This window comes from Betaproteobacteria bacterium (assembly GCA_009377585.1).
Lineage (GTDB): Bacteria > Pseudomonadota > Gammaproteobacteria > Burkholderiales > WYBJ01 > WYBJ01.
Genome location: WHTS01000037.1, coordinates 1 through 24,929, shown reverse-complemented (window position 1 = coordinate 24,929; position 24,929 = coordinate 1). Strand labels below are relative to the sequence as shown.

The 24,929-nt window shown below is 65.0% G+C and carries 23 protein-coding genes and 1 pseudogene; 15 read left to right on the top strand and 9 right to left on the bottom strand.

What is annotated here, in order from left to right; translation table 11 throughout:
- Window positions 1-132: 132 nt before the first annotated feature.
- The 4 genes from GEV05_13870 to GEV05_13855 all read left to right on the top strand — a co-directional run bounded on the left by GEV05_13870 (window position 133) and on the right by GEV05_13855 (window position 4,653).
- Complete coding sequence (locus tag GEV05_13870) at window positions 133-1,986, top strand: assimilatory sulfite reductase (NADPH) flavoprotein subunit (GenBank protein ID MPZ44465.1); 1,854 nt, start codon at window positions 133-135, stop codon at window positions 1,984-1,986.
- Entirely contained in the window at window positions 1,986-3,716 is a 1,731-nt protein-coding gene (locus GEV05_13865; protein ID MPZ44464.1) for an NADPH-dependent assimilatory sulfite reductase hemoprotein subunit, read from the top strand. The genes GEV05_13870 and GEV05_13865 overlap by 1 nt, the downstream gene beginning before the upstream one ends.
- 138 nt (window positions 3,717-3,854) lie before the next feature.
- A complete protein-coding gene (locus GEV05_13860) occupies window positions 3,855-4,487 on the top strand; it encodes a redoxin domain-containing protein (protein ID MPZ44463.1) in 633 nt (210 codons plus the stop codon).
- A complete protein-coding gene (locus tag GEV05_13855; protein ID MPZ44462.1) occupies window positions 4,459-4,653 on the top strand; it encodes a hypothetical protein in 195 nt (64 codons plus the stop codon). The genes GEV05_13860 and GEV05_13855 overlap by 29 nt, the downstream gene beginning before the upstream one ends.
- A 26-nt stretch (window positions 4,654-4,679) precedes the next feature.
- Here GEV05_13855 and GEV05_13850 read toward each other — a convergent pair whose 3' ends face one another.
- Window positions 4,680-5,681 carry a hypothetical protein gene (locus GEV05_13850; protein ID MPZ44461.1) on the bottom strand — a complete coding sequence of 334 codons (1,002 nt, stop codon included), beginning with the start codon at window positions 5,679-5,681 and terminating at the stop codon, window positions 4,680-4,682.
- A gap of 188 nt (window positions 5,682-5,869) precedes the next feature.
- Window positions 5,870-7,615 (bottom strand): ATP-binding cassette domain-containing protein, encoded by a 1,746-nt coding sequence (locus GEV05_13845; protein MPZ44460.1) that lies wholly within the window; start codon window positions 7,613-7,615, stop codon window positions 5,870-5,872.
- A gap of 370 nt (window positions 7,616-7,985) precedes the next feature.
- Between GEV05_13845 and GEV05_13840 the strand changes: the two genes are divergently transcribed.
- From GEV05_13840 to GEV05_13830, 3 genes are all read left to right on the top strand, one after another.
- Window positions 7,986-8,279 carry a co-chaperone GroES gene (locus GEV05_13840; GenBank protein MPZ44459.1) on the top strand — a complete coding sequence of 98 codons (294 nt, stop codon included), beginning with the start codon at window positions 7,986-7,988 and terminating at the stop codon, window positions 8,277-8,279.
- 79 nt (window positions 8,280-8,358) lie between these two features.
- Window positions 8,359-10,008, top strand: coding sequence for a chaperonin GroEL (gene groL, locus GEV05_13835; protein MPZ44458.1), 1,650 nt, complete (start codon window positions 8,359-8,361; stop codon window positions 10,006-10,008).
- Window positions 10,009-10,269: 261 nt separating this feature from the next.
- Window positions 10,270-11,139: an EamA family transporter gene (locus tag GEV05_13830; protein ID MPZ44457.1), complete on the top strand. Its 870-nt coding sequence runs from the start codon at window positions 10,270-10,272 to the stop codon at window positions 11,137-11,139.
- A 4-nt stretch (window positions 11,140-11,143) separates the two neighbouring features.
- On the opposite strand, the gene GEV05_13825 is transcribed toward GEV05_13830, so the two are convergent.
- Window positions 11,144-11,914 carry a glucose 1-dehydrogenase gene (locus GEV05_13825; GenBank protein MPZ44456.1) on the bottom strand — a complete coding sequence of 257 codons (771 nt, stop codon included), beginning with the start codon at window positions 11,912-11,914 and terminating at the stop codon, window positions 11,144-11,146.
- Window positions 11,915-12,350: 436 nt separating this feature from the next.
- On the opposite strand from GEV05_13825, the gene GEV05_13820 reads away from it, so the two are divergent.
- Both GEV05_13820 and GEV05_13815 read left to right on the top strand, forming a co-directional pair.
- Window positions 12,351-13,574 (top strand): acyl-CoA dehydrogenase, encoded by a 1,224-nt coding sequence (locus tag GEV05_13820; GenBank protein MPZ44455.1) that lies wholly within the window; start codon window positions 12,351-12,353, stop codon window positions 13,572-13,574.
- Entirely contained in the window at window positions 13,571-14,551 is a 981-nt protein-coding gene (locus GEV05_13815; protein ID MPZ44454.1) for a zinc-binding dehydrogenase, read from the top strand. The genes GEV05_13820 and GEV05_13815 overlap by 4 nt, the downstream gene beginning before the upstream one ends.
- A gap of 18 nt (window positions 14,552-14,569) precedes the next feature.
- On the opposite strand, the gene GEV05_13810 is transcribed toward GEV05_13815, so the two are convergent.
- Complete coding sequence (locus tag GEV05_13810; GenBank protein ID MPZ44453.1) at window positions 14,570-14,974, bottom strand: phosphotransferase; 405 nt, start codon at window positions 14,972-14,974, stop codon at window positions 14,570-14,572.
- Window positions 14,975-15,090: 116 nt separating this feature from the next.
- Here GEV05_13810 and GEV05_13805 point away from each other — a divergent pair.
- The 3 genes and pseudogenes from GEV05_13805 (at window position 15,091) to GEV05_13795 (ending at window position 18,609) form a co-directional block, all read left to right on the top strand.
- Window positions 15,091-15,342, top strand: a pseudogene (locus GEV05_13805) (hypothetical protein).
- A 216-nt stretch (window positions 15,343-15,558) separates the two neighbouring features.
- Window positions 15,559-16,791: an amidohydrolase family protein gene (locus GEV05_13800; protein ID MPZ44452.1), complete on the top strand. Its 1,233-nt coding sequence runs from the start codon at window positions 15,559-15,561 to the stop codon at window positions 16,789-16,791.
- 117 nt (window positions 16,792-16,908) lie between these two features.
- Window positions 16,909-18,609 (top strand): thiamine pyrophosphate-binding protein, encoded by a 1,701-nt coding sequence (locus GEV05_13795; GenBank protein MPZ44451.1) that lies wholly within the window; start codon window positions 16,909-16,911, stop codon window positions 18,607-18,609.
- A 147-nt stretch (window positions 18,610-18,756) separates the two neighbouring features.
- Here the strand turns inward: GEV05_13795 and GEV05_13790 are convergent, their stop codons facing one another.
- A complete protein-coding gene (locus GEV05_13790) occupies window positions 18,757-18,951 on the bottom strand; it encodes a hypothetical protein (GenBank protein MPZ44450.1) in 195 nt (64 codons plus the stop codon).
- 229 nt (window positions 18,952-19,180) lie between these two features.
- On the opposite strand from GEV05_13790, the gene GEV05_13785 reads away from it, so the two are divergent.
- A complete protein-coding gene (locus tag GEV05_13785; GenBank protein MPZ44449.1) occupies window positions 19,181-19,513 on the top strand; it encodes a hypothetical protein in 333 nt (110 codons plus the stop codon).
- A 236-nt stretch (window positions 19,514-19,749) separates the two neighbouring features.
- Window positions 19,750-20,421 (top strand): NrdH-redoxin, encoded by a 672-nt coding sequence (locus tag GEV05_13780; GenBank protein MPZ44448.1) that lies wholly within the window; start codon window positions 19,750-19,752, stop codon window positions 20,419-20,421.
- Between the two features lie 147 nt (window positions 20,422-20,568).
- Here the strand turns inward: GEV05_13780 and GEV05_13775 are convergent, their stop codons facing one another.
- The 4 genes from GEV05_13775 to GEV05_13760 form a co-directional block, all read right to left on the bottom strand.
- Window positions 20,569-21,468 (bottom strand): hypothetical protein, encoded by a 900-nt coding sequence (locus GEV05_13775; GenBank protein MPZ44447.1) that lies wholly within the window; start codon window positions 21,466-21,468, stop codon window positions 20,569-20,571.
- Window positions 21,402-22,934, bottom strand: a complete 1,533-nt coding sequence (locus GEV05_13770) for a prepilin-type N-terminal cleavage/methylation domain-containing protein (GenBank protein ID MPZ44446.1) — start codon at window positions 22,932-22,934, stop codon at window positions 21,402-21,404. The genes GEV05_13775 and GEV05_13770 overlap by 67 nt, the downstream gene beginning before the upstream one ends.
- A gap of 424 nt (window positions 22,935-23,358) precedes the next feature.
- The gene (locus GEV05_13765) at window positions 23,359-24,150 is read right to left on the bottom strand and encodes an enoyl-CoA hydratase/isomerase family protein (protein ID MPZ44445.1); all 792 of its coding nucleotides are present in this window, start codon (window positions 24,148-24,150) and stop codon (window positions 23,359-23,361) included.
- A gap of 77 nt (window positions 24,151-24,227) precedes the next feature.
- Window positions 24,228-24,524, bottom strand: coding sequence for a hypothetical protein (locus GEV05_13760; protein ID MPZ44444.1), 297 nt, complete (start codon window positions 24,522-24,524; stop codon window positions 24,228-24,230).
- A 206-nt stretch (window positions 24,525-24,730) separates the two neighbouring features.
- Between GEV05_13760 and GEV05_13755 the strand changes: the two genes are divergently transcribed.
- A partial coding sequence (locus GEV05_13755; protein ID MPZ44443.1) for a hypothetical protein occupies window positions 24,731-24,929 on the top strand: 199 nt, incomplete at its 3' end.

Sequence of the window (24,929 nt, the reverse complement as noted above, 5' to 3'; positions counted from 1 at the left end):
CGCATGTGCTCGTGCGGTTTCGTTCGTTCATCGCACGAGCCGATGTTAGTACATTCTCCCCTCTCGCCACGCAAGGTAACCGCGTGCGCCAAAGAAGCGCGTGCGCAGTGGCAAACGACGAACGCTATCGAAATGGGTGCGCTAGATATTCCGGAATTCCCGCTGACGAGTGAGCAATCGGATCAGCTGAGAACGCTGACAACTTCGCTGAGCGCCGAGCAAGCACTCTGGCTCAGCGGCTACTTCGCCGGGCTCAGCGCGTCGACACGCGCCATCGCCCAGGCCGCGGCCGAGGTGTCGCCGAAGGCGCGCGTTGCCGCCGCTGCCGGCCTCGAAGCGCCGATTCGCACGCTGACCATACTCTACGGCAGTGAAACCGCCAACTGCGCGACACTCGGCCGCAAGCTGGCCGAGGCGGCACGTGCCGCGGGCCTTGCGCCCGAGGTCGTCGACATGGCGCAGTACAAGTCGCGGCGGCTCAAGGAGGCGCAGGACGTCCTCATCATCACCAGCACACACGGCGAGGGCGACCCGCCGCAACCCGCCGCCGAGTTCTTCGAGTTCGTCGAAGGCCGCAAGGCACCGCGCTTGCCGGACCTGCGCTACGCGGTGCTCGCCCTGGGCGATGCGACCTACGAGCGCTTCTGCGAAGCCGGGAAGAGGCTCGATCGCCGGCTGGAAGAATTGGGCGCCACGCGCCTGCAGCCGCGCATCGATTGCGACGTCGATTACGACGATGCGGCCGCGGACTGGACCGAGAAGGTACTGGCGCTGCTGACGACGGAAAAGCACGAGGCTGGCAACACGCCGCTTGCGCCCGCCCGCCCCGTTCCCGCCGTGAGCCTCGTTCGGGCCAAGCCGGCCGCTGCCGTCGACAAGAACAATCCCGCGGTTGCGGCCGTGACGGAGAACCTGGTGCTGACCGGCCGCGGGTCGAGCAAGGAAACGCGCCACGTCGAATTGTCGCTGGGCGATTCCCGTCTCGACTACCGGCCGGGCGATGCCCTGGGTTTCGTGCCGCAAAACGATCGGGCGGCGGTGGAATCCATCCTGGAAACGTTGGCGTTTCCCGCCGCCACGCCGGTCTCGCTGAAGAAGGGCGATGCGCCGCTGGAGGCCGCGCTCGGACGGGACCTCGAAATCACCATCGCGACGCCGCGCTTCCTTCAGCATTGGGTGGAGTTGAGCGGCGCTGCGGCACTCAAGCGCCTGACCGAAGATGCGCACGCCGAGGAACGCGCGGCGTTTCTCGGAACGCATCATATCGTCGACATCCTCCGGCGCTTCCCCGTGCCCGGGATCCAGGCGCAGCAATTCGTTGCCGGCTTGCGCCCCTTGCAGCCCAGGCTCTACTCGATTGCCTCGAGCAGCGCCGCGCTTCCCGGAGAAGCGCATCTGACGGTGGCGACCGTTCGCTACGAGCTGCATGGCCAGACACGCATGGGCGTTGCTTCCGGATATCTCGCGACGCGCGGCGTGCCTGACGCCCGGATTCCAGTCTATGTCCAATCCAATCCGCTGTTCCGATTGCCCGAAGACGACAGGCCCATCCTCATGATCGGCGCCGGGACCGGTGTCGCGCCCTATCGGGCATTCCTGCAGGAACGCGAAGCGCATGGCGCTAACGGAAAGACGTGGCTCTTCTTCGGCGAACGCCACTTCCGCACCGATTTTCTCTACCAGACGGAGTGGCAGGAATTCCTGAAAAGCGGGGTGCTGACTCGCATGAACGTCGCTTTCTCGCGCGATTGCGCGCAGAAGGCCTACGTCCAGCATCGCATGCTGGAGCACGCCCGCGACATTTACGCCTGGCTGGAGGAAGGCGCCAACGTTTACGTTTGCGGCGATGCTGCACGCCTGGCCCCCGACGTGCATCGGGCGCTCGTGCAAATCGTTGCCCGGCAAGGCGGACTGGAAGCCGAATCGGCAGAAGAGTACGTGCGCACGCTGCAGCGCGATCGCCGTTACCAACGGGATGTCTACTGATGGTCACGACTGAACCCATCGACCGCAGCCACGATCTGTCGCAGCCGCTGGAGAAGCTCAGCACCGACGAAGCGCTGAAGGCGGGCAGCGATCAGCTGCGCGGCACCATCGCGGCGGGACTTCTGGACGAGCTCACCGGCGCCGTCCCGGGTAACGACCCGAAGCTCATGAAGTTCCACGGGATCTATCAGCAGGACGACCGCGACCTGCGCGACGAGCGACGGCGGCAGAGGCTCGAGCCCGCGTATCAGTTCATGGTGCGGGTACGGCTGCCCGGCGGCGTGTGCACGCCCACGCAGTGGCTCAAGCTCGAACAGCTCGCCCGCGCCCATGGCGGGGAAACGCTGCGCCTCACGACACGCCAGACGTTCCAGTTCCACTGGGTGCTCAAGCGCGATCTCAGGGCGACCCTGCAGGGTCTGCATGAAGTGCTGCTGGATACGATCGCGGCCTGCGGCGACGATGCGCGCGGCGTGATGTGTGCGGTCAACCCTCGGATGTCGGCGCTGCACGCTGCCGTTCAAAAGCTCGCGAAGCAGGCGAGCGATCACGCGATCCCGAGAATGCGCGCCTACCACGAAATCTGGTACGGCGAGCAGCGCATTGCGTCGTCCGGCCCGGAAGAGCCGTTCTACGGACGGACGTACATGCCGCGCAAGTTCAAGATCGGCTTCGCGGTCCCGCCGGTCAACGACATCGACGTCTATGCGCAGGACCTGGGCTTCATCGCCATCGGCGGCGGCAGGAAACTGAACGGCTTCAACGTCGCGATCGGCGGCGGCATGGGCCGAACCGACCGCGCGCCGGAAACCTACCCGCGGCTCGCCGATGTCATCGGCTACGTGCCGGCCAGTCAGCTGCTCGCCACGATCGACGCGGTCATGTCGGTGCAGCGCGACTACGGCGACCGGCGCGACCGGGCTCATGCCCGCTTCAAGTACACGATCGACGACAAAGGGCTGGATTGGATCAAAGGCGAGATCGAAAGCCGCCAGGGCTTTGCCTTGCAGCCGGCGCGTGCGAATCGGTTCACGTCCAACGGAGACGACTTCGGTTGGGTCGAGGGTGCCGACGGCTACGGCCACTACACGCTCTTCATCGAGAACGGCCGCATCGCCAATGGGCATGGCTGCCGTGTCATGGACAGCCTGCGCGAGATTGCGCGGCATCATCGCGGCACGTTGCGCCTGACGCCGAACCAGAACCTGATCATCGCCGACGTTGCGCCCGCCGAGCGGGCGCGCATCCAGGCATTGCTGGACGAACACGGGCTCGACGCGCTCAACCGTCAAAGCGCATTGCGCCTCAATTCGATGGCCTGCGTCGCGCTGCCGACCTGCGGGCTCGCCATGGCCGAGAGCGAGCGCTACCTGCCGTCGCTGCTCTCGAAGATCGAGACATTGCTGGAAGCGCATCAGCTGTCGCGCAAGGCGATCACGCTGCGGATGAGCGGGTGCCCGAACGGTTGCTCGCGGCCCTATATCAGCGAGATCGGCCTGACCGGCCGCGCGCCCGGCAAATACAACCTCTATCTGGGCGGCGGCTTCCACGGCCAGCGCCTGAACAAGATGTACCTCGAGAACGTGAACGAGGCGGCGATTCTCGACGCGCTGGGCAAGATCGTCGCGCACTACGCACGCGAGCGACGCGGCGATGAGCACTTCGGCGACTTCGTGATCCGCACCGGCTACGTGCCGGAGGTCACCGAGGGTCGCCGTTTCAACGACTAGGGTGAATCGTGAATTCGTCGCAATTCGTCATTCCCGCGCAAGCGGGAATCCAGAACGGGACTCCGCCTGGACCCCCGCGTTCGCGGGGTGACGAACTTCTGACTCAAGACACCAGATCGACAACCGTAAGGAGACGTCATGTCATTGCAGCTGGGCCAAACCGCCCCCGATTTCGAGCAGGACAGCACGCAGGGCCGCATTCGCTTCCACCAGTGGCTGGGAGATTCCTGGGGGATCCTGTTCAGCCATCCGAAGGACTTCACGCCCGTGTGCACGACCGAGCTGGGCGAAGTGGCGCGCCTGAAGCCCGAATGGGACAAACGCAAGGTCAAGGCGATCGGGCTTTCCGTCGACCCGGTCGACGACCACCAGCGCTGGACGCAGGACATCGAGGATACCCAGGGACACGCGCTCAATTTCCCGCTGCTGGCGGATGCGGATCGCAAGGTCTCCACGCTGTACGGCATGATTCATCCCGAATCGGATCCCACGCTGACCGTGCGCTCGGTGTTCGTGGTCGATCCGAACAAGAAGATTCGCCTGATCCTGACCTATCCGCCGAGCGCCGGGCGCAACTTCCTCGAGATCCTGCGCGCGATTGACAGCCTGCAGCTCACCGATAGTCAAAAGGTCGCCACGCCGGTGAACTGGAACAAGGGCGAGCCCGTCATCATCGTCCCCAGCCTCTCCAACGACGAGGCGAAGAAGCGCTTCCCGCAGGGCTGGAACGAAGTGAAACCCTATCTGCGTGTCGTGCAGCTGCCCGACTGAGACACGGCGCAAGGACGGAACGATAGCTGCGGGGCACATCAACGCCGAGGCCGGCTTCGGCGCATGGCCGGCGGGAGAGCGCTTGCTGGTGCAGCTGCGGCACGAAGTGCTGGCCGTCAGCGCGCCCGCACTGTGCTCACCGGCGTTGAGCTCGATCGCTGCCTGAGCCCGTATGGCCTGAGCGCGCGGGAGCTACCGAAGCTCGGCCGTGCGCCTCCGGCCGGCCTGCTCGATCGTCCGGATCACGGCTTCTTCGTTGGCGCGCACGAACTCCAGGCTCTTTCGATCCTTGATCAACAGCCGCTGCAGCAATTCCTCGGGCTTGGGCCTGGCGGCGTCGACCGCGCGGAAATAAGCCACCACGCGCGCGAGGTCGGGTCCGACGCGGTCGACGACGCTTTCCAGGCGGGCGTAGTGGCGGCTATAGGTCATAAGGCTCGCCAGGATGATGTTATTCATCTCGCCCGCGGGCAGGTCGAGCGCGCGCTCGAGCTTCGCGTAAACAGCGCCTCGCGCCAGCATCAGGTCGTCCAGCGGCAATTCGCGGCGATGGTAGCGCTCGTACAACCCTTCCACTTCGCGATAGTGCGCGACCGTCGTACGCGTCTCGCGCGATTGCGTCACGGCGTAGTTGCGCAGCGCCCGGTTCTCGGGCGTGTACCAGCCGTACTTCTGCGCCCCGAACTGCGCCATGGCGCGATAGGTGAGGATGTTGCAGAGCGGCTCCTCGATGCCGTAGGGCAGCTGGAACTGGTCGTGGCAGTCCTCGTGGATCACCAGGTAAATGAAGCGGCCCAGCTCGGCGGAAAGCATCGACGGCGTGACGGGCGTTCCGATCTCGCCCCACACCTCCACCGAACCGAAATACCAATCGCTGTCGGAACCGGCGTCGCGGCACTGCTCGGCGTCGATCTGTTCCAGCCATCGGATCGCAGGGTCCTCGTAGGAGTACGGGAGCACACGCCTGGAGGCGTGACCGCAATAGTCGTAGGCCTCGCGCTCGTCGGTGAGTCGGGCGAAATTGCCTGTTTCCCTGAAGCCGATGGTGCGCTCGAACGCGCGCAGTTCGTCGAGCAACGCCTTCCACTCGGCGGGCAGCTCCGCGGATGCGGGCGAAGCGAGATCGCGCATCGGACCGCAGCCGGCGATCAGCAGCAGCGCGACGCTCGCCAATACCGCGCAAGCGGTGCGCACAAACTTCGCGCAAGCGGTGCGCACAAACTTCGCGCAAGCGGTGCGCACAAACTCTGCGCAAGCGGTGCGCACCGGTTGCCTGGCCTGTTTCATGACCATATGGGGCGCAAACGCCGCAGGGCTGCCCGGGCGATGACACACGAGCGGCAGGGCACGGCGGGGCAGGGCACGGCGGGGCGTGGCGCGCATCATGCGTCCACCGCCGCGGGCAGCGCATGCAAAAATTGAAGCTCTGCGAGATGCGCATACAACCCGTCCTGGCGCAGCAGCTCCTCGTGGCGGCCGATCGCATGAATGCGGCCCTGCTCGATGACCACGATCCGGTCGGCTTCGCGCACCGTCGACAGGCGGTGTGCGATGGCGATCGACGTGCGAGCGCGCATGAGCACCTGCAACGCCTGTTGCACCAGCCGCTCGCTGGCTGCGTCGAGCGCGCTGGTTGCTTCGTCGAGCAGCAGGATTTCGCGATCGGCGAGCAGGGCGCGCGCAATCGACAGCCGCTGCCGCTGCCCGCCCGACAAGCGCACGCCGCGTTCGCCGAGCTCGGTGGCGGGTCCTTGCGGCAGGCGGTCGACGAACTCGGCAGCGTAGGCGGCTTCGAGCGCGGCGCGCACCTCGCGCTCGGTGGCCTGCGGGCGCCCATAGCGGACGTTGTCGAGCACGCTCGCGGCGAAGATCACGGGCTCTTGCGGCACCAGCGCGATGCGCCGGCGCACGTCCGCAGGGTCGCAGTGGCGGATGTCGATGCCGTCGAGCAGGATCCGGCCAGCCTGCGGATCGTAGAAGCGCAGCAGCAACGCCATCAGCGTCGATTTGCCGGCGCCGGAGGGACCCACCAGCGCGATGCGCTCGCCGGGCGCGATCTCGAGGCTGAAATCGGCGAGCGCGATGCTGTCCGGGCGGGTCGGATAGGCGAAGCGCAGCCTCTGCAAGCCGACGCGACCGCGCAGCCTCGCCGGCAGCGAGACCGGATTCGCGGGCGCAGCGATGTCGGACCGTGCATCGAGAAGCTCCATCAAGCGCTCGGTCGCTCCGGCCGCACGCTGGATTTCCCCCCAGACTTCGGACACTGTGCCCGCGCCGCTGGCGACGATGAACGCATAGAACACGAAGGCGGAAAGCTCGCCGGCGCTCATCCGGCCCGCCAGCACGTCGTGGCCGCCGATCCAGAGGATGATGCCGACTGCGCTGAAGGCGATCAGCATGACGGCCGCGATCAGCCAGGCCTTCTGCTGCACCCGGGCGACCCCGACCCGATACGCCGCCTCGACGCGGCTCGCGAAATGTTCGCTTTCCGCGTGCTCGTGCACATAGGCTTGCACCGTGCGGATCTCGTGGATCGCTTCGTCCACGTGCGCCGAGACGTCCGCGACCCGATCCTGATTGGCGCGGGACAGTTGCCGCACCCGCCGGCCCAGAAGCAGGATCGGAACGAGCGTGGCGGGCACGCCGAGCGCCACCAGCCCGGCCAGTTTCGCGCTGGTGACGAACAGCAGCGCAGTCGCGCCGATCATCATGAGCAGATTGCGCAGGAACATCGAGAAGCCGAAGCCGATCACCATCTGCAGTTGCGTGGTGTCGTTGGTGAGGCGCGAGACGATCTCGCCGGTGCGGGTGGCGTCGAAGAAAGCGGGCGAGAGCGTCACGATGCGCTCGAATACCGCCCGGCGCAGATCGGCGATGACGCGCTCGCCCGTGGACATCATCAGGTAGAAGCGCGCGTAGGTCGCAATCGAGAGTACGACCGCGATGGTGAGAATCCCGGCCAGGGCGGCGTTGAGCGAGGTCGGATTGCCGCTCGCAAAACCGGCATCGATGACGTGCCTGAGGCCCTGACCGAGCGCGAGCACGGCAGAGGCTGCGACCACGAGCGCGAGTCCCGCGGCGGCCAAACGACCCTTGTAGGGGGTCACGAACTGCGCGAGCCGCAGCATGGGCGACGCTGTCGAGGAGCGTGCGACGCGAGGGGCGGATTGGGGAGCCACGCTGCTATCCTAGCCGAAGCGAGCGGCCGTCACGTTACCCAGGAACCCGCCCGCTTCAGCAAGCACGCGACCCACCGCCCTCCCTTCGGCCCGGCTTGCGAAATTCGAGAACGAGCCCCTTGAAGCCGGCGCTCCCTGCCCTCATGTCGCCAACTCGGCGCGCGAGTTCGCTCAGCTGCGGACCTTGCCTTCGAAGTTAGCGTTTACTTACACACCCATGCCGAAGCGAAGGGCTTGAAGCCGCGCCGACGCGTGGCTATTATTAGCACTCCACTCCGGTGAGTGCTAACAGTCCGACCAAGGAGATCGATATATGGCACTGAAAATTCGTCCCCTGCACGATCGCGTGATCGTCAAGCGGCTCGAGGAAGAGCGCAAGACGGCATCGGGAATCGTGATCCCCGATACCGCCGCCGAGAAGCCCGACCAGGGTGAGATCATGGCGGTAGGCAAAGGCAAGGTTCTGGAAGACGGCAAGGTGCGGGCCCTCGACGTCAAAGTCGGCGACCGCGTGCTGTTCGGCAAGTATTCCGGCCAGACCGTCAAGGTCGAAGGCGACGAGCTGCTCGTGATGCGCGAAGAAGACATCATGGGCGTCGTCGAAGGCAAGTAAAACCCCTTCTAACGCGTTTCTGGGGCCAAGCGCCAAGCGGCGCGTCACAGGACGCAGTCAGTATCAGGAGAAACCCACAATGGCAGCCAAAGAAGTACGCTTTCATGAGCAGGCGCGCAGCCGCATCGTCGCCGGCGTGAATGTCCTGGCCGATGCGGTCAAGGTCACGCTGGGACCCAAAGGACGTAACGTGGTACTCGAGCGCTCGTTCGGGGCACCCACGGTGACCAAGGACGGTGTATCGGTCGCGAAGGAAATCGAGCTGAAGGACAAGTTCGAGAACATGGGTGCGCAGATGGTGCGCGAAGTCGCCTCCAAGACCTCCGATGTCGCGGGCGACGGCACCACCACCGCCACCGTTCTCGCCCAGGCGATCGTGCTGGAAGGCATGAAGTTCGTCGCCGCCGGCATGAACCCGATGGACCTGAAGCGCGGCATCGACAAGGCGGTCGAGGCAGTCGTCGAGCAGCTGAAGAAGCAATCCAAGCCCTGCACCACCAGCAAGGAAATCGCGCAAGTCGGCGCCATCTCCGCCAATGCCGACGAATCGATCGGCAAGATCATCGCCGATGCGATGGACAAGGTCGGCAAGGAAGGCGTCATCACCGTCGAGGACGGCAAGAGCCTCGAGAACGAGCTGGAAGTGGTCGAGGGCATGCAGTTCGACCGCGGCTACCTCTCTCCCTACTTCATCAACAACCCCGAGAAGCAGATCGCCGTGCTGGAGGATCCTTTCATCCTGCTGCACGACAAGAAGATCTCCAACATCCGCGACCTGCTGCCGCTGCTCGAGCAAGTGGCCAAGGCCGGCAAGCCGCTGCTGCTGATCTCCGAGGACATCGAGGGCGAGGCGCTCGCGACCCTGGTGGTGAACAACATCCGCGGCATCCTCAAGACCTGCGGCGTGAAGGCGCCGGGCTTCGGTGACCGCCGCAAGGCCATGCTCGAAGACATGGCGATTCTCACCGGCGGCACGGTCATCAGCGAAGAGCTGGGCCTGAAGCTGGAGAACGCCACGTTGAAGGATCTGGGCCGCGCCAAGCGCATCGAGATCGAGAAGGAAAACACCATCGTCATCGACGGCGCGGGCGAGAAGAAGGCGATCGAAGGCCGCATCAAGAACATCCGTGCCCAGATCGAAGAGACCACCAGCGACTACGACCGCGAGAAGCTGCAGGAGCGCGTGGCCAAGCTCGCCGGCGGCGTGGCACTGGTCCGTGTCGGCGCCGCGACCGAAGTCGAGATGAAGGAGAAGAAGGCGCGTGTGGAAGATGCACTGCATGCAACCCGTGCGGCGGTCGAGGAAGGTATCGTGGCCGGCGGCGGCGTCGCCTACTTGCGCGCTCGTGAAGGCGTGAAGAGCCTGAAGGGTGCCAACCACGACCAGGATGCCGGCATCAAGATCGTGCTGCGCGCCCTGGAAGAGCCGATCCGCACCATCGCGGCCAATGCCGGCGACGAGCCGTCGGTGGTCGTCAACAAGGTGGTCGAAGGCAAGGGCAACTTCGGCTACAACGCCCAGACCGGCGAGTACGGCGATCTGGTTGCCATGGGCGTGCTCGACCCGACCAAGGTTTCGCGCGCTGCCCTGCAGAACGCGGCCTCGGTTGCCGGCCTGATCCTCACCACCGACTGCATGGTTGCGGAAGCGCCGAAGGAAGAGGGCGCCGGTCATATGGGTCATGGACATGGCGGCGGTATGGGTGGAATGGGCGGTATGGACATGTAGGTTATTCCGTCGGTTGGTGACGGCGTCGCCGTCACCGCGCGACGGAATAACTGTCCGGATTGGAGCGTCTTGCGACGCTCAATCCGGACGGTCCGTGGACGATGGAGAGCCTCGCCGTGCGCGAGGCTTTTCTATGTGGGAAGAGCCTTCCTTGCGGGAAGTTTTTTTCTCCCCTCTCCCTCCGGGAGAGGGGCAGGGGTGAGGGCGACCATCCCGTCGTCGCGCTCGCGAAGGGGCGCGGTCGATCGCGTATAGTGCAGCGTGACTGCACTTTCGGCGCCGATTCCGCTCGCATTCATTGCCGCCATCCTGTTCGGGTTGGCGATCGTCGCGGCCCAGCTTGGCGTGCGCGCGGTTCCGACGCTGCCGGGCGCCGTAGTCGCCAATGCCAGCGCGGCGCTTTTCTTCTGGCTCGCCGCGCCATGGTTCTGGACCGCCGCGGGCTTCTCGGCGACGGCGCTTTCCCTCTTCGCGCTGGTCGGATTGTTCTTTCCTGCCACGGTGACGCTGCTGATGCTGGAAGGCAACCGCCGGCTGGGTCCTTCACTCACGGCGAGCATCTCCGGCACTACCCCGTTGTTCACCTACATCGCCGCAGTCGCACTGCTCGGCGAAACGCTCGCGCTCAGGGGGCTGCTCGGCACGCTGGTGATCGTCGTCGGGATCGCGGTGCTCAGCGGTCGCGGGGGCGTGCGCGATGCGCATCGCCTGTTCAGCTCGCGTTCGGTCGCCTTCCCGCTCGCATCGGCGGTGATCCGTGCGGTCGCGCAGATCCTGGTTGCCTTCGGGATGCTCTTATGGCCGAGTCCGTATGCCGCTACACTGGTCGCGTACACGACCTCTACGGTCGTGGTCGCGCTGATCCTCTTCCTGCGCGGCGATGCCATCCCCGCACGCATGGCGCTGGGCTGGTTCGCGGCCTCCGGGTTGATGAACGGCGTGGGGTTGGTGGCGATGTATGCGGCCTTTCAGCACGGCGAGGTCAGCGTGGTCGCTCCGATCGTCGCGACCGCACCATTGGTGACGCTGGGCGTGCACGTGGCCTTGATGCGTGCGGAGCGTGTCACCCCCCGGCTGTTGACGGGGGTAGCTCTCACTGCGCTCGGTGTGATTCTGATCCTGCTGCGCTGAGCGGTCAGATGTTCTCGCGAATCGTTTCGCCGCCGTCGACGACGAAGTTCTGCCCGGTGACGAAGCGCCCGGCGTCCGAGGCGAGGCAGACGGCGATTCCTGCGATGTCGTTCGGTTCGCCCAGTCGCCCGAGTGCAATCGATTCCAGCCGCCGTTTCAGGCGCTCGGGATCCTCGTACAGCACGCGCGCGAAGTCGGTCTTCACCAATCCCGGAGAGATCGCGTTCGCCCGGGTGCCCTGCGCGCCCCATTCCAGGGCGAGATTGCGCGCGAGCTGGATGTCGGCGGCCTTGCACAAGCCGTACATCCCCTGTTTCGAGTTGCCGCGCAACGCGGCGATCGAGGAGATGATGACGATGGCCCCGCCGCCGAGCGCGGCCATCTGCGGGCAGACGAGCTTGCACAGCCACAGCTGCGCCTTGAGGTTGGTCGCGATCATCTTGTCGAACACCTCGTCGCTCATGTCCTGCATCGGGCCGAAGTAGGGATTGATCGCGGCGTTGAGCACCAGCGCATCGACGCGGCCCCAGGTATCGAGCGTCGTTCGGATCAGGCGCTCGCACTGGTCCTTGTAACCGACATTGCAGGCAACGGCGATCGCTTCGTGACCGGCGGCTTTCAGCTCGGCGAGCGTCTTGTCGCACGCCTCGGGCTTGCGGCTCGAGACGACGACCTTGGCGCCCGCCAGCGCCATCTGCTCGACGATGGCGCGGCCGATACCGCGGGTCGATCCGGTGACAATGGCGACTTTTTCGGTCAGGCTGAAGAGCTTCATGGCGTTCGAGGCATCCTTGGTTGGCGATGAAAGGACAGGCAACGCAAGTGCGGTCCATTCGGGACGGTGACTTCACTTAAGCATGATCTGGAAACGTCATTCCCGTGCCAACGGGAATCCAGGGATGCAATTGAATGCGCTGGATTCCCGCGTTCGCGGGAATGACGCCAGATCAGGTTTATCAAAGTCCTTCTGACGTGCACCGTGCAGATCAGGTTTATCAAAGTCCTTCTGACGTGCACCGTGGCACTGACGCGGTCGATTGTATCGCCGCGACCGGGGGCGGGACCGCACGGTCCGCGTATTGCTTTCCGCGCTGGTTGGCCCCCGACACGCATGCTAAAGTCGCCGAAGAACGAACAGCCTGTCGCCGCGGTCGGCATGCAACGTGCCGCTCCGGCAGCCGCTACGATCCACTCACCACGGGACCATTCCCATGCACTTCGAATATAGCGACAAGGTGAAGCACTGGCAGAAGGTCCTGACGGACTTCATGGACCAGCATATCTATCCGAACGAGCGCCGCTTCGACGAGGAGGCGGCGCGCTGCGACACCTCGGACTATCCGGCGCTGTTGCTCGAGCTGCGCGCCAAGGCGAAATCGCAGGGACTGTGGAACCTGTTCCTGCCGCATTCGAAGCACGGCGCCGGCTTCACCAATCTCGAATACGCGCCGCTGTGCGAGATCATGGGGCGGGTGTATTGGGCGCCGTTCGTGTTCAACTGCAACGCGCCCGACACCGGCAACATGGAAACGCTCGAGCGCTATGCCACCGAGGCGCAGAAGCAGCAATGGCTGGAGCCGATGCTCGAGGGCGAGATGAGCTCGAACTTCGCCATGACCGAGCCTGATGTCGCGTCCTCGGATGCGACCAACATCCAGGCGACCATCCGCGGCGACGGCGATCACTACGTCATCAACGGCCGCAAGTGGTGGTCCTCGGGCGTGCTCAACACACGCTGCAAGCTCATCATCTTCATGGGCAAGACCGACCCGGACAACAGCGACAAGTACCGCCAGCAGTCGATGGTGCTGATCCCGCGCGATACACCCGGCGTGAAGATCCTGCGCCACCTCACCGTGTTCGGCTATTCCGACATTCCGAACGCGCACGGCGACGTGCTGTACGAGAACGTGCGGGTGCCGAAGGAGAACATTCTGCTCGGCGAAGGGCGCGGCTTCGAGATCGCGCAGGGTCGTCTCGGCCCCGGACGCATCCATCACTGCATGCGCCTCATCGGCGCGTCGGAGCGGGCGCTGGAGCTGATGTGCAAGCGCGCGCGCACCCGGGCGCCGTTCGGCAAGACGCTGGCGGAGCAGGGCGTCACGCGCGAGCGCATCGCCGAGGCGCGCATCATGATCGAGCAGGCGCGCCTGCTCGTGCTCAAGGCCGCGTACATGATGGATACGGTGGGCAACAAGGTGGCGCGGCGAGAGATCGCGATGATCAAGGTGTCCGCGCCGAACATGGCGCTGCAGGTGCTCGACTGGGCGATCCAGGCGCATGGCGGCGGCGGCGTGTGCCAGGATTTCCCGCTCGCCCACCAATGGGCGCGCGCCCGCATCCTGCGCTTCGCCGACGGGCCGGACGAAGTCCATCGCGACCAGATCGCGCGCATGGAGCTCGGCAAGTACCGCGAGGAGAGCACGCGCGCATGAAGGCGGTTTTGTGCAAGGCCTGGGGACCGCCCGAATCGTTGCTGCTCGAAGAATGCGCGCCGCTTGTCGCCGAACCGGGCAAGGTCGTCGTGAGCGTCAAGGCGGCCGGCGTCAACTTTCCCGATACGCTGATCATTCAGAACAAGTACCAGCACAAGCCGCCGCTGCCGTTCTCGCCCGGCTCCGAAGTGGCGGGCGTGGTGAAAGCGGTTGGTGCCGGGGTCGAGGGCTGGAAAGTCGGCGAGCGCGTGATCGCGCAAACGACCTACGGCGGCTTCGCCGAGGAAGTGCTGGCCGAGCCCGATCACCTGATCGCGATGCCGGAAGGGATGGACTTCGCGAGCGCCGCAACCCTGGGGCTCGCCTACGGTACGTCGTACTACGGCCTCATCGAGCGCGGCCGCTTGCGCGCCGGCGAGACGCTCCTCGTGCTCGGCGCCTCGGGTGGCGTCGGGATCGCCGCGATCGAGATCGGCAAGATTCTGGGCGCGAAGGTGATCGCGTGCGCGTCGAACGACGCGAAGCTCGCGGTATGCCGGGCCCACGGCGCCGACGAAACCATCAACTACGCGACCGAGGACATGCGCGCCCGAGTGAAAGCAATCACCGGGGGCAAGGGCGTGGACGTTGTTTACGATCCGGTCGGCGGGCCGTATACCGAACCGGCGCTGCGCGACATGGCCTGGGGCGGGCGCCTGCTGGTGGTCGGATTCGCGGCCGGCGACATCCCGAAAATTCCTCTGAATCTGCCGCTCATCAAAGGCTGCAGCATCGTCGGCGTATGGTGGGGCGCATTCGCCAAGCGCGACTGGGCGCAGCACCAGGCCAACATCGCACAACTGGGCCACTGGTTTGCCGAGGAAAAAATCAAGCCGCACATCTCGGCGACCTATCCGCTCGCGCGTGCGGCCGATGCTCTGAACGCGCTCGCGCGGCGCGAAGTAGCCGGCAAGGTGGTGCTGACGACCGACCGCTGAGGTCCTCGCTGCGAGGCTTCAGCGCCGTCGCGCGAGGATCTTCTCGACCTGTTGCCAGCCCAGGTCGGCCAGGTAAGCCGGTCGGGCGACCGCGCGCGCTTCGGGACTCGAGATGCTGCCGTCTTCGATCCGCTTGACGATGCCCTGGTGGACCGCGGCGATGCGAAACAGGCCGAACGCCTGGTAGTAGTCGAAGTGCTCGATCGACTGGCGCCCCGTGCGGCGGCAGTAAGCTTCGGCATAGGCTTCCATCGAGGGGATGCCGAGGGCTTCCACGTCGATGCCGCCCAGGCGCCCCAGCATGTCAGGCGGCAGCTTCCAGTCCAGGCAGTGGTAGGCAAAGTCGACCAGCGGGTGCCCGAGCGTGGAGAGCTCCCAGTCGAGCACCGCCAGCACGCGCGGCTCGGCTGGATGGAAAATCATGTTGTTCGGGAAGGTATGCTCACGTCGCGAAGGCCGGCGGCCGTTGTAGGGAGGCCGCTATAAGGCCGGCGGCCGTGGCAGAGCGGCCGCTATAATCCGCCGATCTTACTCGAAGAATCTCGACGCGCGTGCTTCTGTTCGTCTCCATCGTCAAGGCGATCAGCGAGATCCTGGCCTTGAGCCTGGTCGGGCAGGGCATCCTGTGGCTGATCGCCGGACGCTCGCGCGAATCCAATTTCGTCTACAAATTGTTCGCGGCGGTAACCCGACCCGTGATGCGGATCGCCCGGATGGCTACTCCGCGATTCGTACTCGATCGGCATATCTGGATGGTGGCCGTGCTGCTGGTGTTCGTCGTCTGGGTGCTCGCGGGCGCGCACAAACTCCGGCTCTGCGTGTCCGAGGCATCCGACAGTCCGTTGTGCGGACAGATGGTGCGCACGCTCGAGCAGCGTAGCGGTGAAAAGTAGCGCATCCGAGTCGCCCGCGCGGGCGACTGACCGGCCATCCCGGCTTCGCTTGACCGCACACGCCCGCCGGGCGCATGCTTTTTGCACTCACAAGCCACACCGAAGGAGGCGATCATGGCACGCGAAGGCTACCTGATACTCGACAGCGACCTGCACATGATGGAGCCCGACGATCTCTGGGCCCGATACCTGGACGAGCCGCACCGGGCGAATCCGCCGCGCTTCTTCGGCGGCCAGCAGCAGCAGTTGACGTCCAGCGCCGAAGACAAGGGCAATGCCGACACCATCCGGGGGATGGAAGTGCAGGGGCTCGCGATTCCGGCATTCGCGAAGTCGGCGGGCGCGGACGCGCAAAGCCGCGAATTGCGACGGCGCAGCCGTTCGCGCCATCCGCATTTCAATGTCGCTCGATCGCGCGGGTTCGATGCGCCATCGACCCTGACCGCGATGGATATCGAAGGCATCGACGTCGCGGTGATGTACGGCACGCGCGGGCGCCAGATCCTTTGCCACGACGATCTGGCTCCCGACTATGCCGCCGCGCTCGCCCGCGCCTACAACAATTGGGCCGCCGATTATTGCAAGACGGACCCGCAACGGCTCAAGTTCGCCGCGCAAATCGCGATGCACGATATCGGCATGGCTGCCGAGGAGGCACGCCGCTGCGTGCGCGATCTGGGCGCGGTCGCCGTCATCGGTTGCCCCAATCCGGTCAACGGCCAGCACTTGCACGACGAAGCGTGCGAGCCGCTATGGAACGAGCTCGAGCGCCTCGATGTACCGATCGGCTTCCATCCCACCGGCAACAGCTCGCTCAAGGACGATGCGGGCAGACGTTTCGTCGGGCACGCGAACTTCCATCCGATCGCGCATGCCATCCGCAACCCGGTCGAGCACATGGGCGCGATCGGCAGCATGACGACGGGTGGCGTGCTGGAACGGCATCCGAAGCTGCGCTGCGCTTTCCTCGAAGGCACGGCCGGGTGGCTGGATTGGTGGCTATGGCGCCTCGACGACCATTGGGAGAAGTTCGGCCCGGGTTGCGAAGTGCAATTGTCGATGCCGCCGAGCGAGTACTTCAAGCGCCAGTGCTACATCGCGCTCGATGTGGACGAAGAGCCGGCGGTCGACGCGATCAACAAGCTGGGCGCGCAATACTTCGTCGTCTCCAGCGACTACCCGCATTCGGACGGCGCGTTTCCCGAGGCGATCGCGCAATTCCTCGGTCTGCCGCTTTCCGACGAGCAACGGCGCAAGATCCTGTGGGACAACTGCGCCCGGCTCTATGCGATCGAGACGCCGGCGCAGGCGTTGACACGCAGCCGTAGCGACGCCACGGCCGCTTAGCGGCACCGCGGTTGATTCCCCTCTCCCCCCGGGAGAGGGGCTAGGGGTGAGGGTGGCAGCCGAGCGTCGCGGCAGACACCCGTCGATACAAGCGGATTCGAACGGAGGAGAACCATCATGCCGAGGATGACCGGATCGCGTCTGGTCGCGGAAGTGTTCAAGAGCTACGGCGTCACGCACGTATTCTTCGTGCCGACGATCCTGATGGATGCGCTGGCCGAGATGGACAGCCTCGGCGTGCAGAAGATACTCACGCACGGCGAGAAGGCAGCGGTGTACATGGCCGATGGCTATGCGCGCGCCAAGGGCGCGCCAGGCGTTTGCCTTGCACAGCAGATCGGCGCCTCCAATCTCGCCGCCGGATTGCGCGATCCGTTCATGGCGCATACACCGATCATCGCCATGACGGGCGGTCCGGGAACGCCGGGCCGCTATCGCCACGCGTACCAGGAAGTCGAGGACCTGAGCCAGTTCGACTCGGTTACCAAGCTCAACATGACGCTCGACGACCTGGCGCGGCTGCCGGACCTGTTGAACCACATGTTTCGTGCCGCGACCTCGGGCGCACCGGGCCCGGTGCACATGCGCCTGCGCGGCTCGCACGGTCAGGGCATCGAGGGCGAGGCCGATCTCACGCCGATCGCCGAAGCGCAGTTCGGCCGCGTGCCGCCGTTTCGCCCTGCGCCCGAACCCGAGCGCGTGCGCGCAGCGGTCGAGATGCTCGCAGCCGCGCAGAAACCGGTGATCGTGGCGGGCGGCGGCCTGGTCGCATCGCAGGCTCAGGCCGAGCTCATCGAGCTCGCCGAGAAGCTGCACATTCCCGTGGCTACCTCGCTCAGTGCGAAAGGCGCGATTCTCGACAACCATCCCCTGTCGGTCGGCGTGGTCGGAACGTACTCGCGCGTCTGCGCCAACAAGGCCGTTTCGGAAGCCGACCTCGTGTTCTTCGTCGGCACGCACGCGGGCGGCCAGATCACCGCGACCTGGAAGATACCCGCGCCCGGCACGCGCGTGATCCAGCTCGACATCGATCCCGAGCAGCTCGGACGCAACTATGTCAATGCCGTATCGCTCCAGGGCGATGCGAAGGTCGGTTTGCGAATGATGATCGATGCAGCGCCGAAGCGCTCCGGCGAGAGCACGCGCGCGTGGACGGGCCGCGTGCAGCAGCTGGTCTCCGAGTGGCGTGCTGCGGCGGACGCGATGCGCAACTCCGACGCGGTGCCGATGCGCCCCGAGCGCATCTGCAAGGAGATCACCGCAGCGCTTCCGGACGATGGCGTGGTCGTTTCCGATACCGGCCACGCCGGGATGTGGTCCGGGCAGCTCATCGACATCGTAAGACCGGGCCAGCGCTACATCCGCTGCGAGGGCTCGCTCGGCTGGGGGTTGCCCGGTGCGATGGGCGTCAAGTGCGCGCTGCCCGACCGGACCGTGGTGCTCTTCACCGGCGACGGCGGGCTCTACTACCACTTGCCCGAGTTCGAGACCGCCGCCCGGCACAAGATCAACCTCGTGGTCGTGATCAACAACAACAGCTCGCTCAACCAGGAGATTCCGCTGGTGCAAGCGGCTTACAAGGAAAAGCGCGATGCCCGATCGGGCGAGATGTGGCGCTTTTCCAAGGACGCCGATCTGGCGAGGGTGGCCGAGGCACTTGGCTGCGTCGGCTGGCGGGTCGAGACGCCGGCCCAGTTGCAGGAGATGCTGCCGCGGGCATTCGGCCTGAACAAGCCGGTCGTGCTCGATTGCATCAGCGACGACCAGGCGCTCGCGCCCACGGCGTGGGTTCCCGGGGGTCGGGCGAGCGCTTATTGAACGGGACCGAGCGCGGTCGTTTGCGGGGTTTTTCGAGCCCGCTCGGTTGTGTGGCATCGATGCAGAAGCCCCGTTGCCTGTTGCCGAGACCGGCCGAGGTTAAAAAGGGCTATTGGGTCCCCTCGCCCCGGCGGTCGTCGTCATTCCCTAGTTCTGGCCGATACCCACGACGTCATCGGCCTCGAACTCGTCGGGCATCGTGCCATCGCCCATCCCGCTGATCATTGCGGCATGGGCTTCGCTGCGCTTGACGAAGTACTCGGCGCTGATCGGGTCGTAGAAAGACTGGCCCAGCGCTACGTCGCGGAACCGCACCCTCAGAAGTTTGGAATCGTTTGGCATGTGGGCTTACGAATCATGGTCGAAGTCTAGGGTGACCTCGGTTCGTGCGGTAAAGTTCCCGGCGCCCGTTTCCGAGCATCCCCAAGCCCGGCCGCGGTAATCGGGCTCGCATGCGCCATGGACCAGGGATACGGCGACCCAGCGCCAAAGGCTGAGACCAACGGCGGATACGGCGAACCCGCAGATATCGCAGACTCGCTCGCTCTCGTGGATGGAGGTGTTCGTGTCCATGACAGCCAGATCGACATCGCGGCGCCTGTATCTCATCGGTTTCGGCATCGTCGGGTGCGCGGCAGCCATGTGGGTGCTGCTTGCCGCGCTGGCTCCGGCGGCCGGTTGGATGAATCAACTCTCGGGCTCGGAGCAGCTCGCGCGCGGATCGGCTGTCTGGCTGCTGTTGTTTCTGGCTGCGGTCATCTCCAGCACCGTCGGATTCGCATTCTCCGCGATCGCGGGCGCAATGATCCTGCATTTCGTGCCGAACGGTGTCACCGATCTTCATTTCCACCGCATGGTTCATGCGGCGCTGATCGTTGCGGGGATTGCACTGCTGATCGAGTAGTCGACGCTGCCTCGGGTTCCTTGCACACCGGTTATCTGCCCGCCGGTCCGGACGGCGCAGCGGGGTCGTGAAATCCCCGAGCGTCCGGATGTGGTTGGGGTTAGACTTCGCAAGGCTATCCCGCCGAGAGGAGATGTCCCATGGAAATTCCGGCCGACAAGTTTCTTTATTTCACCCAGCCTGGGTGAAGCAGCTGCCTGCGAACGAAAGAGTTTCTTTCGAAAAGCGGTGTGGACATGGTGGTCATCGACGTGCTGAACGACGCGGGTGGCCGCGAGCTGCTGCTGAACAAGTATGGCTTGCGCAGGGTGCCGGTGCTCGCCAAGGGCGACCAGTACGCGTTGGGCCAGATGCTGGATCCTTTTGCCAGGCTGGCGGGCGTTCCGATGCCGGGTGCGGAGCGGCTCTCGCCGCAGGCGCTCTACGAAAAGTACGGCATGGTGTTCGCCGCGGCTCAGCGCTATGCACGCCAGTTTCCGGTTGAGCATTTCCGCGAGCGCGTCATTCCGCATCGGCCGCGTCTCGTCCGCACGCTCTGCTATCACGTGTTTCGCATCGGTGAAGCGTTCCTGGAAAGCTGGGGCGGCGCGGAGTACTCGCAGGGGATTGCGGACGGCGAGCCGCCGGAGTCGTGGAGCGGCGACGACATCGCCCGCTACGGCGCAGGCGTCTGGAAGCGCTACGAGACGTGGTGGAACGGGCTCGATGATCGCTCGCTTTCCCGCATCCTCAAAACCTACTACGGCGACACGGCCGCGCACCTCGTGTTCGAGCGCTGCACCTGGCACTCCGCCCAGCACTGCAGGCAGCTGGTTGCCGTGCTCGAGCGCATCGGCATCGAGGCCGACGGGGTGCTCACGGCTTCGGATCTGGCCGGGCTGCCGTTGCCGGAGAGGCTGTGGGAATGACGCGGTAGCGAACCGGGCACTGCCAGGCGTGCCTGTCGCGCGCCGTGTCGGCGGCCTGTCGGCGGATACTCGGTCGAGCAGGCCGGGTCCTCCGGCGAGCGCGGTCGTTCGAAAGCAATGTGTTGTCAGGCGTGCGAACGCTTCGGCTCAGCGCACGACCTCGCGCCAGGATACGCGCCGCCCGACACCACCGTCACCGCCGACGTTGACCGTGAAGGGCTGCTTTGCGCCGTTCTTCGCTGTCCACTCGACCGCGTTGTCGCTGACCGTGCGCACAGTCGGCCCCGAGGCGCTGATCGTCTGCACCACCCAGTTGCCGGATTGGCGCGCGTCGCCGTAGGCTGCACCTTGATCCTTGATGGCGTAAATGGACTGCTGGTACGCGTGCGGCTGCGGCGGGCTCAACGTCGCTGGATCCTGCAGATCGTTCGTGCCCAGGTAGCGGCCGGTGCCGACGTAGACAATCGGGTAGCCCTCGATCAAAGCGAGCTCCGGACGCGTGGTGATCGATTGTGGCTTGCCGGTCGCGTCGCGCAGCTCGGCGAGCTTCAGAACGGCGGGCGGATCGGAGCTCAAGTCGAAGCGCCATACGTTGCCTTCGAGATCGCCGCCGTAGACGTATCGACTCGTGCTGTTGGTATTGAAGCTCTGCGCATAGCCCCCGATCTTCGCCAGGCCCGAGGGCGTGGCGGTGTCTCCGACCCCGGTCGAGACTTTGCGCAGAATGGCGCCGGTGGCCAGATCGACCACGTACAAGTAGCCGCGGCCGCTTCCGGGCGAGACGTTGTTCATTCCCGAAGTGACGAGAACGACCCACTTGCCGTCCGAGGCGCGCTTGGTGATCACCGGATAGCCGTAGGTGTAACCGATGTCGGTGTCGGACACTTCGCACAGCGCGCTGTCGGCGCAGATTTCCCACAGACCTTTGGGATTGTTCGGATCGGTGATGTCGAGCGCGTAGTAGCCGCGGCCACCCTTGTTCAGGCCGGCCACCAGTATCGTCTTCCAGGATCGGGCCAGTTGCACGTTCCGCTCGCCCAGTTGCATCCGCTCGACCCGGTCTTGATCTTGGCGAAGTCGCCGGTCGAATTCGTTTCGTAATCGGGTGTGTAGTTCATCAGGCCCTGCAATCCCAGGCCGAGCGTGAACGTCGTCATGTGCTGATGGGTCGCGCTGTCCTTGTCGGTGGTGGGCACGTCGTCGGCCGACTTCGACCTGCTGCTGCGCAGGTCGTTCTTGTAGAAGTACGCGGCTACGTCCGCCAGCGTGTCCGACGCACCGCTGATCGCGCCGTCGTAAGCGCCAACCGCGCGCGTGGTCCAGTCGGAATCGCTGTTGTCCTGGTTGCCGATGGCGTTGTCATCGATCTTCCTGCCGCCGCTTCCGTTCCAGTAGCCGTCGGTCGTCAGCAGGGCGAAGTTCTGCTGGCAGGAGTGCGTCATGGGGTCGACCGGCATGCCTCGGTTGATTCCGTCGGTGACTGCGGCGTAGTGGCGTCCGACGCGCGACAGCGCTTGACGCAGCGGCGTACCGCCGTTGGTGTCTTGCGCGTAGAGCTTGTCGTACCAGTCCGACTTCTGCGTGCTCGTGAACTTGTCGATGGCCAGGTACTTGGACGAGGTCACCGGCGAGTTCGGATTGATCGTGACGAATCCCACCCGGTAGCGATCGTTGATGGCGAGGAACGCCCGCCCCGTAGCCGTCTTCATCATTTGCATCCGGGTGCGGTAATACGCGTACCCGTTGGCGAAATTCGTCATCTCTTCTTCGTAGGTGCAGGACGCGGCATTGGCGCAATCGGTCCGGGTGGAGCCTGCGCCCTGCGGGTAAGTGGTCCCGGAAACGATGTTGGTGCGGGTGAACTCGCCGTAGCGCGGATAGCGGTAGCTCGACGCGTCGAACTTCCGCTGGCATCTCGGTTTCCCGCTGGACAGGCCGGTCACCGCCGATGTGCTGGCCGCGTTGGAAGTCGTCCTGAAATAGCGCACCGGCGCCGGAATGGTGAAGCTGCCGGTGGGCGTGGACGACAACGTGCAGGTCGTCAGATCGACATCGCTGCAGTGCTCGATCGGTGTAATGGTGAAGTAGTAGAGCCCTGTATCGACCGAGATCGGATAGCGAAAACTGGTGGAATACGAGCCGCTCGCCTGCGGATAGGCGACGTTGGCGCCCGCAGTTCCCCAGTACTTGAAGATGCCGTTGTGCACGCCGTTGCGCCGGCACTTGGCAGGATCCGCGAGCTCCGACGCCGAAGGATAGTTCGTCGTGCAATAGACGATCTCGCGATACTCGCTGGCGATATGTCGGTGGCGTTGCTGGTGTACGGATCGCGTTCGACCGCGCTCCAGGGTGAGCCCTGGTCTCCGAGACTGGCGCCGAGATACGTGACCCCCGGGGCATAGGTGATCTTCGGGTTGTAGTAGATCTGGTTGAACTGCGCGGCATAGAAGGGCGGTTCTCCGCGCAACGGTGACCATCAACTCGATCAACGTAAAACCGTGCGATCGATTCATTTTCGCAACGCTCCTTGGCGGCTTCGCGGGAAGGGCTTCTGCAACGGGCGCGGGAAGCGTCCTGTCATCATCACGCTTCCTACTCCCAGCTTGCTGCCGCGGAGAGGAGCTTCGATCCCACGTGGTTTGTCAGGGAGTCGAGAACCTTCGATGGGCGCGAATCGAGAGCATGGCGGTGGTGAATCGCTCGAACCCGATCGGCCTTCGTGCGGTCGTCATCGACTCTTGTAACGTCGTATCGACGCGTCCGCGGGCGTCTTGAGCCTGGGACGACGTAGGTATCTTCTCGATGTTCGGTGACGACGAGCGTCCGCAACAGGCGCCCGCCTGCGCTGGGGCGGAGAGGGTCAGCGTGACGAATAGCCGCCCGGCAGCAGACGGCTTGGGATGTGCGCGCGCTCCGCGTGATTAGCGCGTGGCCGCTTCAGCGCCCCGTGAACCGGGGTTTGCGTTTCTCCTGAAACGCCCTGACGGCTTCCTGGTGGTCCGCGCCCATGTTGGTGATGGCTTCATAGGCGAGCGAAGCGTCCATGATCGAGTGCGCCAGCTGGCGCAGCGGGATGTTCATGCACGTCTTCGTCCATTTGATGGCCTTGGTCGACCCGTTCGCGAGCTTCTCGGCGATCGCATTCACCTTGGCGTCCAGCTGATCGCGCGGCAGCGCGTAATTGATGAGGCCAATGCGCTCGGCCTCCTTGGCCCCCAGCAGATCGCCGGTCAGCAGATATTCCTTGGCTTTCGCGAAGCCGACGAGCTGCGGCCAGATCACGGCGCCGCCATCGCCCGCGACGTAACCCATCTTCACGTGCGGATCGCCGAAGCGCGCATCCTCGACGGCGATCAGGATGTCGCATAGCAGTGCCAGTGTGGCGGCAAGCCCGATGCAGTCGCCGTTGATGCGCGCAATGACCGGCTTTTCGAGATCGAGCAGCCCGAAGATCATCTGCTTCATCTCGAGATTCTTGCGGTTGAACAGCTCCGGGTCGTCGATGCGCCGCTGCATCATCGGGATGTCTCCGCCGGCCGAGAAGACGTCTCCCGCGCCGGTGAAGACGACGACATCCGTATCGTGGTCGACCTGGACCTGATACCAGAGACGGGCGAGCTCGGCATGCAGCTCGTAGTGGATGGGATTCATCGGCGGCCGGTTCAGCGTGATTCGCAGAATGCGCTCGCGCCGCTCGAACAGCATGTGCTTGTATGCCGAGTAATCCATCGGCTGCCTCCCTTGTCCGTCGTATCCCTTACCGTAGCAAGGGCTGCGACTGAAGTCGAGCCGACCAGGCGCGTATTTCAGACGCGCCGTCGATACCGGAAATCGCCCAGGGGAACGCGAGGGTTCCAGCGCGCATAGCGGCTGACGGGTTCTTGCGCTGCGATGCGCTGCAGATGCGACATCGTGTAGTGGGCCAGAAGCCTGTCGGACAATGCCTCCGACCAAGTGCGCCCGGAGGGGTCTTGCCATGTCATGGTGCCGCCGCCATCGGCGGCAGGACTCACTTCGACCAGCGTGCCCACTGGGACCGGGCAGCGCCTTCCCCTGTCATCTGCGTAGGTCACAAAGCCCACGACGCGGTAGCGCATCGACATCACGCACCTCCAGCGGGCGCGGGACTCATGGACTGACCGCCACCCGAGGCCGTGTAGACGCTGCAACTATTGCACCCGCTTGCAGGACGGCGTCACGCGCCGCACGCCGTCGCGTCGCGGCAGCCCCCTAGCGCTGAGCGAACATCGCGCCGAGTCGCTGCCATGCCCTAATATCGAGCATCGCCATCACACCGACGCAATGTCATATGTTTCCCGACAACGAAAAGAACACTACGCTCCTCTTGTTGATTGCCGGCCTGCTGGTTTCCGTATTCATAGCGGACTACTACACGCGGCTCGGCCTGGCGGAATGGATCTTCTACATCCTTCCGGTGGGAATCTGCATTTTCTCCGGCAGGCCCGCACTGCCTCTCTACATTGCCGCGATCGCGAGCGTCTTGGTGT

Bases quoted from the DNA above. Each gene is read 5' to 3' on its own strand.
- GEV05_13870 (MPZ44465.1), top strand. From the start codon at position 133: ATGGGTGCGCTAGATATTCCGGAATTCCCGCTGACGAGTGAGCAATCG.
- GEV05_13865 (MPZ44464.1), top strand. From the start codon at position 1,986: ATGGTCACGACTGAACCCATCGACCGCAGCCACGATCTGTCGCAGCCG.
- GEV05_13860 (MPZ44463.1), top strand. From the start codon at position 3,855: ATGTCATTGCAGCTGGGCCAAACCGCCCCCGATTTCGAGCAGGACAGC.
- GEV05_13845 (MPZ44460.1), bottom strand. From the start codon at position 7,615: ATGCTGCGGCTCGCGCAGTTCGTGACCCCCTACAAGGGTCGTTTGGCC.
- groL (MPZ44458.1), top strand. From the start codon at position 8,359: ATGGCAGCCAAAGAAGTACGCTTTCATGAGCAGGCGCGCAGCCGCATC.
- GEV05_13825 (MPZ44456.1), bottom strand. From the start codon at position 11,914: ATGAAGCTCTTCAGCCTGACCGAAAAAGTCGCCATTGTCACCGGATCG.
- GEV05_13820 (MPZ44455.1), top strand. From the start codon at position 12,351: ATGCACTTCGAATATAGCGACAAGGTGAAGCACTGGCAGAAGGTCCTG.
- GEV05_13815 (MPZ44454.1), top strand. From the start codon at position 13,571: ATGAAGGCGGTTTTGTGCAAGGCCTGGGGACCGCCCGAATCGTTGCTG.
- GEV05_13810 (MPZ44453.1), bottom strand. From the start codon at position 14,974: ATGATTTTCCATCCAGCCGAGCCGCGCGTGCTGGCGGTGCTCGACTGG.
- GEV05_13800 (MPZ44452.1), top strand. From the start codon at position 15,559: ATGGCACGCGAAGGCTACCTGATACTCGACAGCGACCTGCACATGATG.
- GEV05_13795 (MPZ44451.1), top strand. From the start codon at position 16,909: ATGCCGAGGATGACCGGATCGCGTCTGGTCGCGGAAGTGTTCAAGAGC.
- GEV05_13790 (MPZ44450.1), bottom strand. From the start codon at position 18,951: ATGCCAAACGATTCCAAACTTCTGAGGGTGCGGTTCCGCGACGTAGCG.
- GEV05_13785 (MPZ44449.1), top strand. From the start codon at position 19,181: ATGACAGCCAGATCGACATCGCGGCGCCTGTATCTCATCGGTTTCGGC.
- GEV05_13780 (MPZ44448.1), top strand. From the start codon at position 19,750: ATGGTGGTCATCGACGTGCTGAACGACGCGGGTGGCCGCGAGCTGCTG.
- GEV05_13775 (MPZ44447.1), bottom strand. From the start codon at position 21,468: ATGCAACTGGGCGAGCGGAACGTGCAACTGGCCCGATCCTGGAAGACG.
- GEV05_13770 (MPZ44446.1), bottom strand. From the start codon at position 22,934: ATGAATCGATCGCACGGTTTTACGTTGATCGAGTTGATGGTCACCGTT.
- GEV05_13765 (MPZ44445.1), bottom strand. From the start codon at position 24,150: ATGGATTACTCGGCATACAAGCACATGCTGTTCGAGCGGCGCGAGCGC.
- GEV05_13760 (MPZ44444.1), bottom strand. From the start codon at position 24,524: ATGTCGATGCGCTACCGCGTCGTGGGCTTTGTGACCTACGCAGATGAC.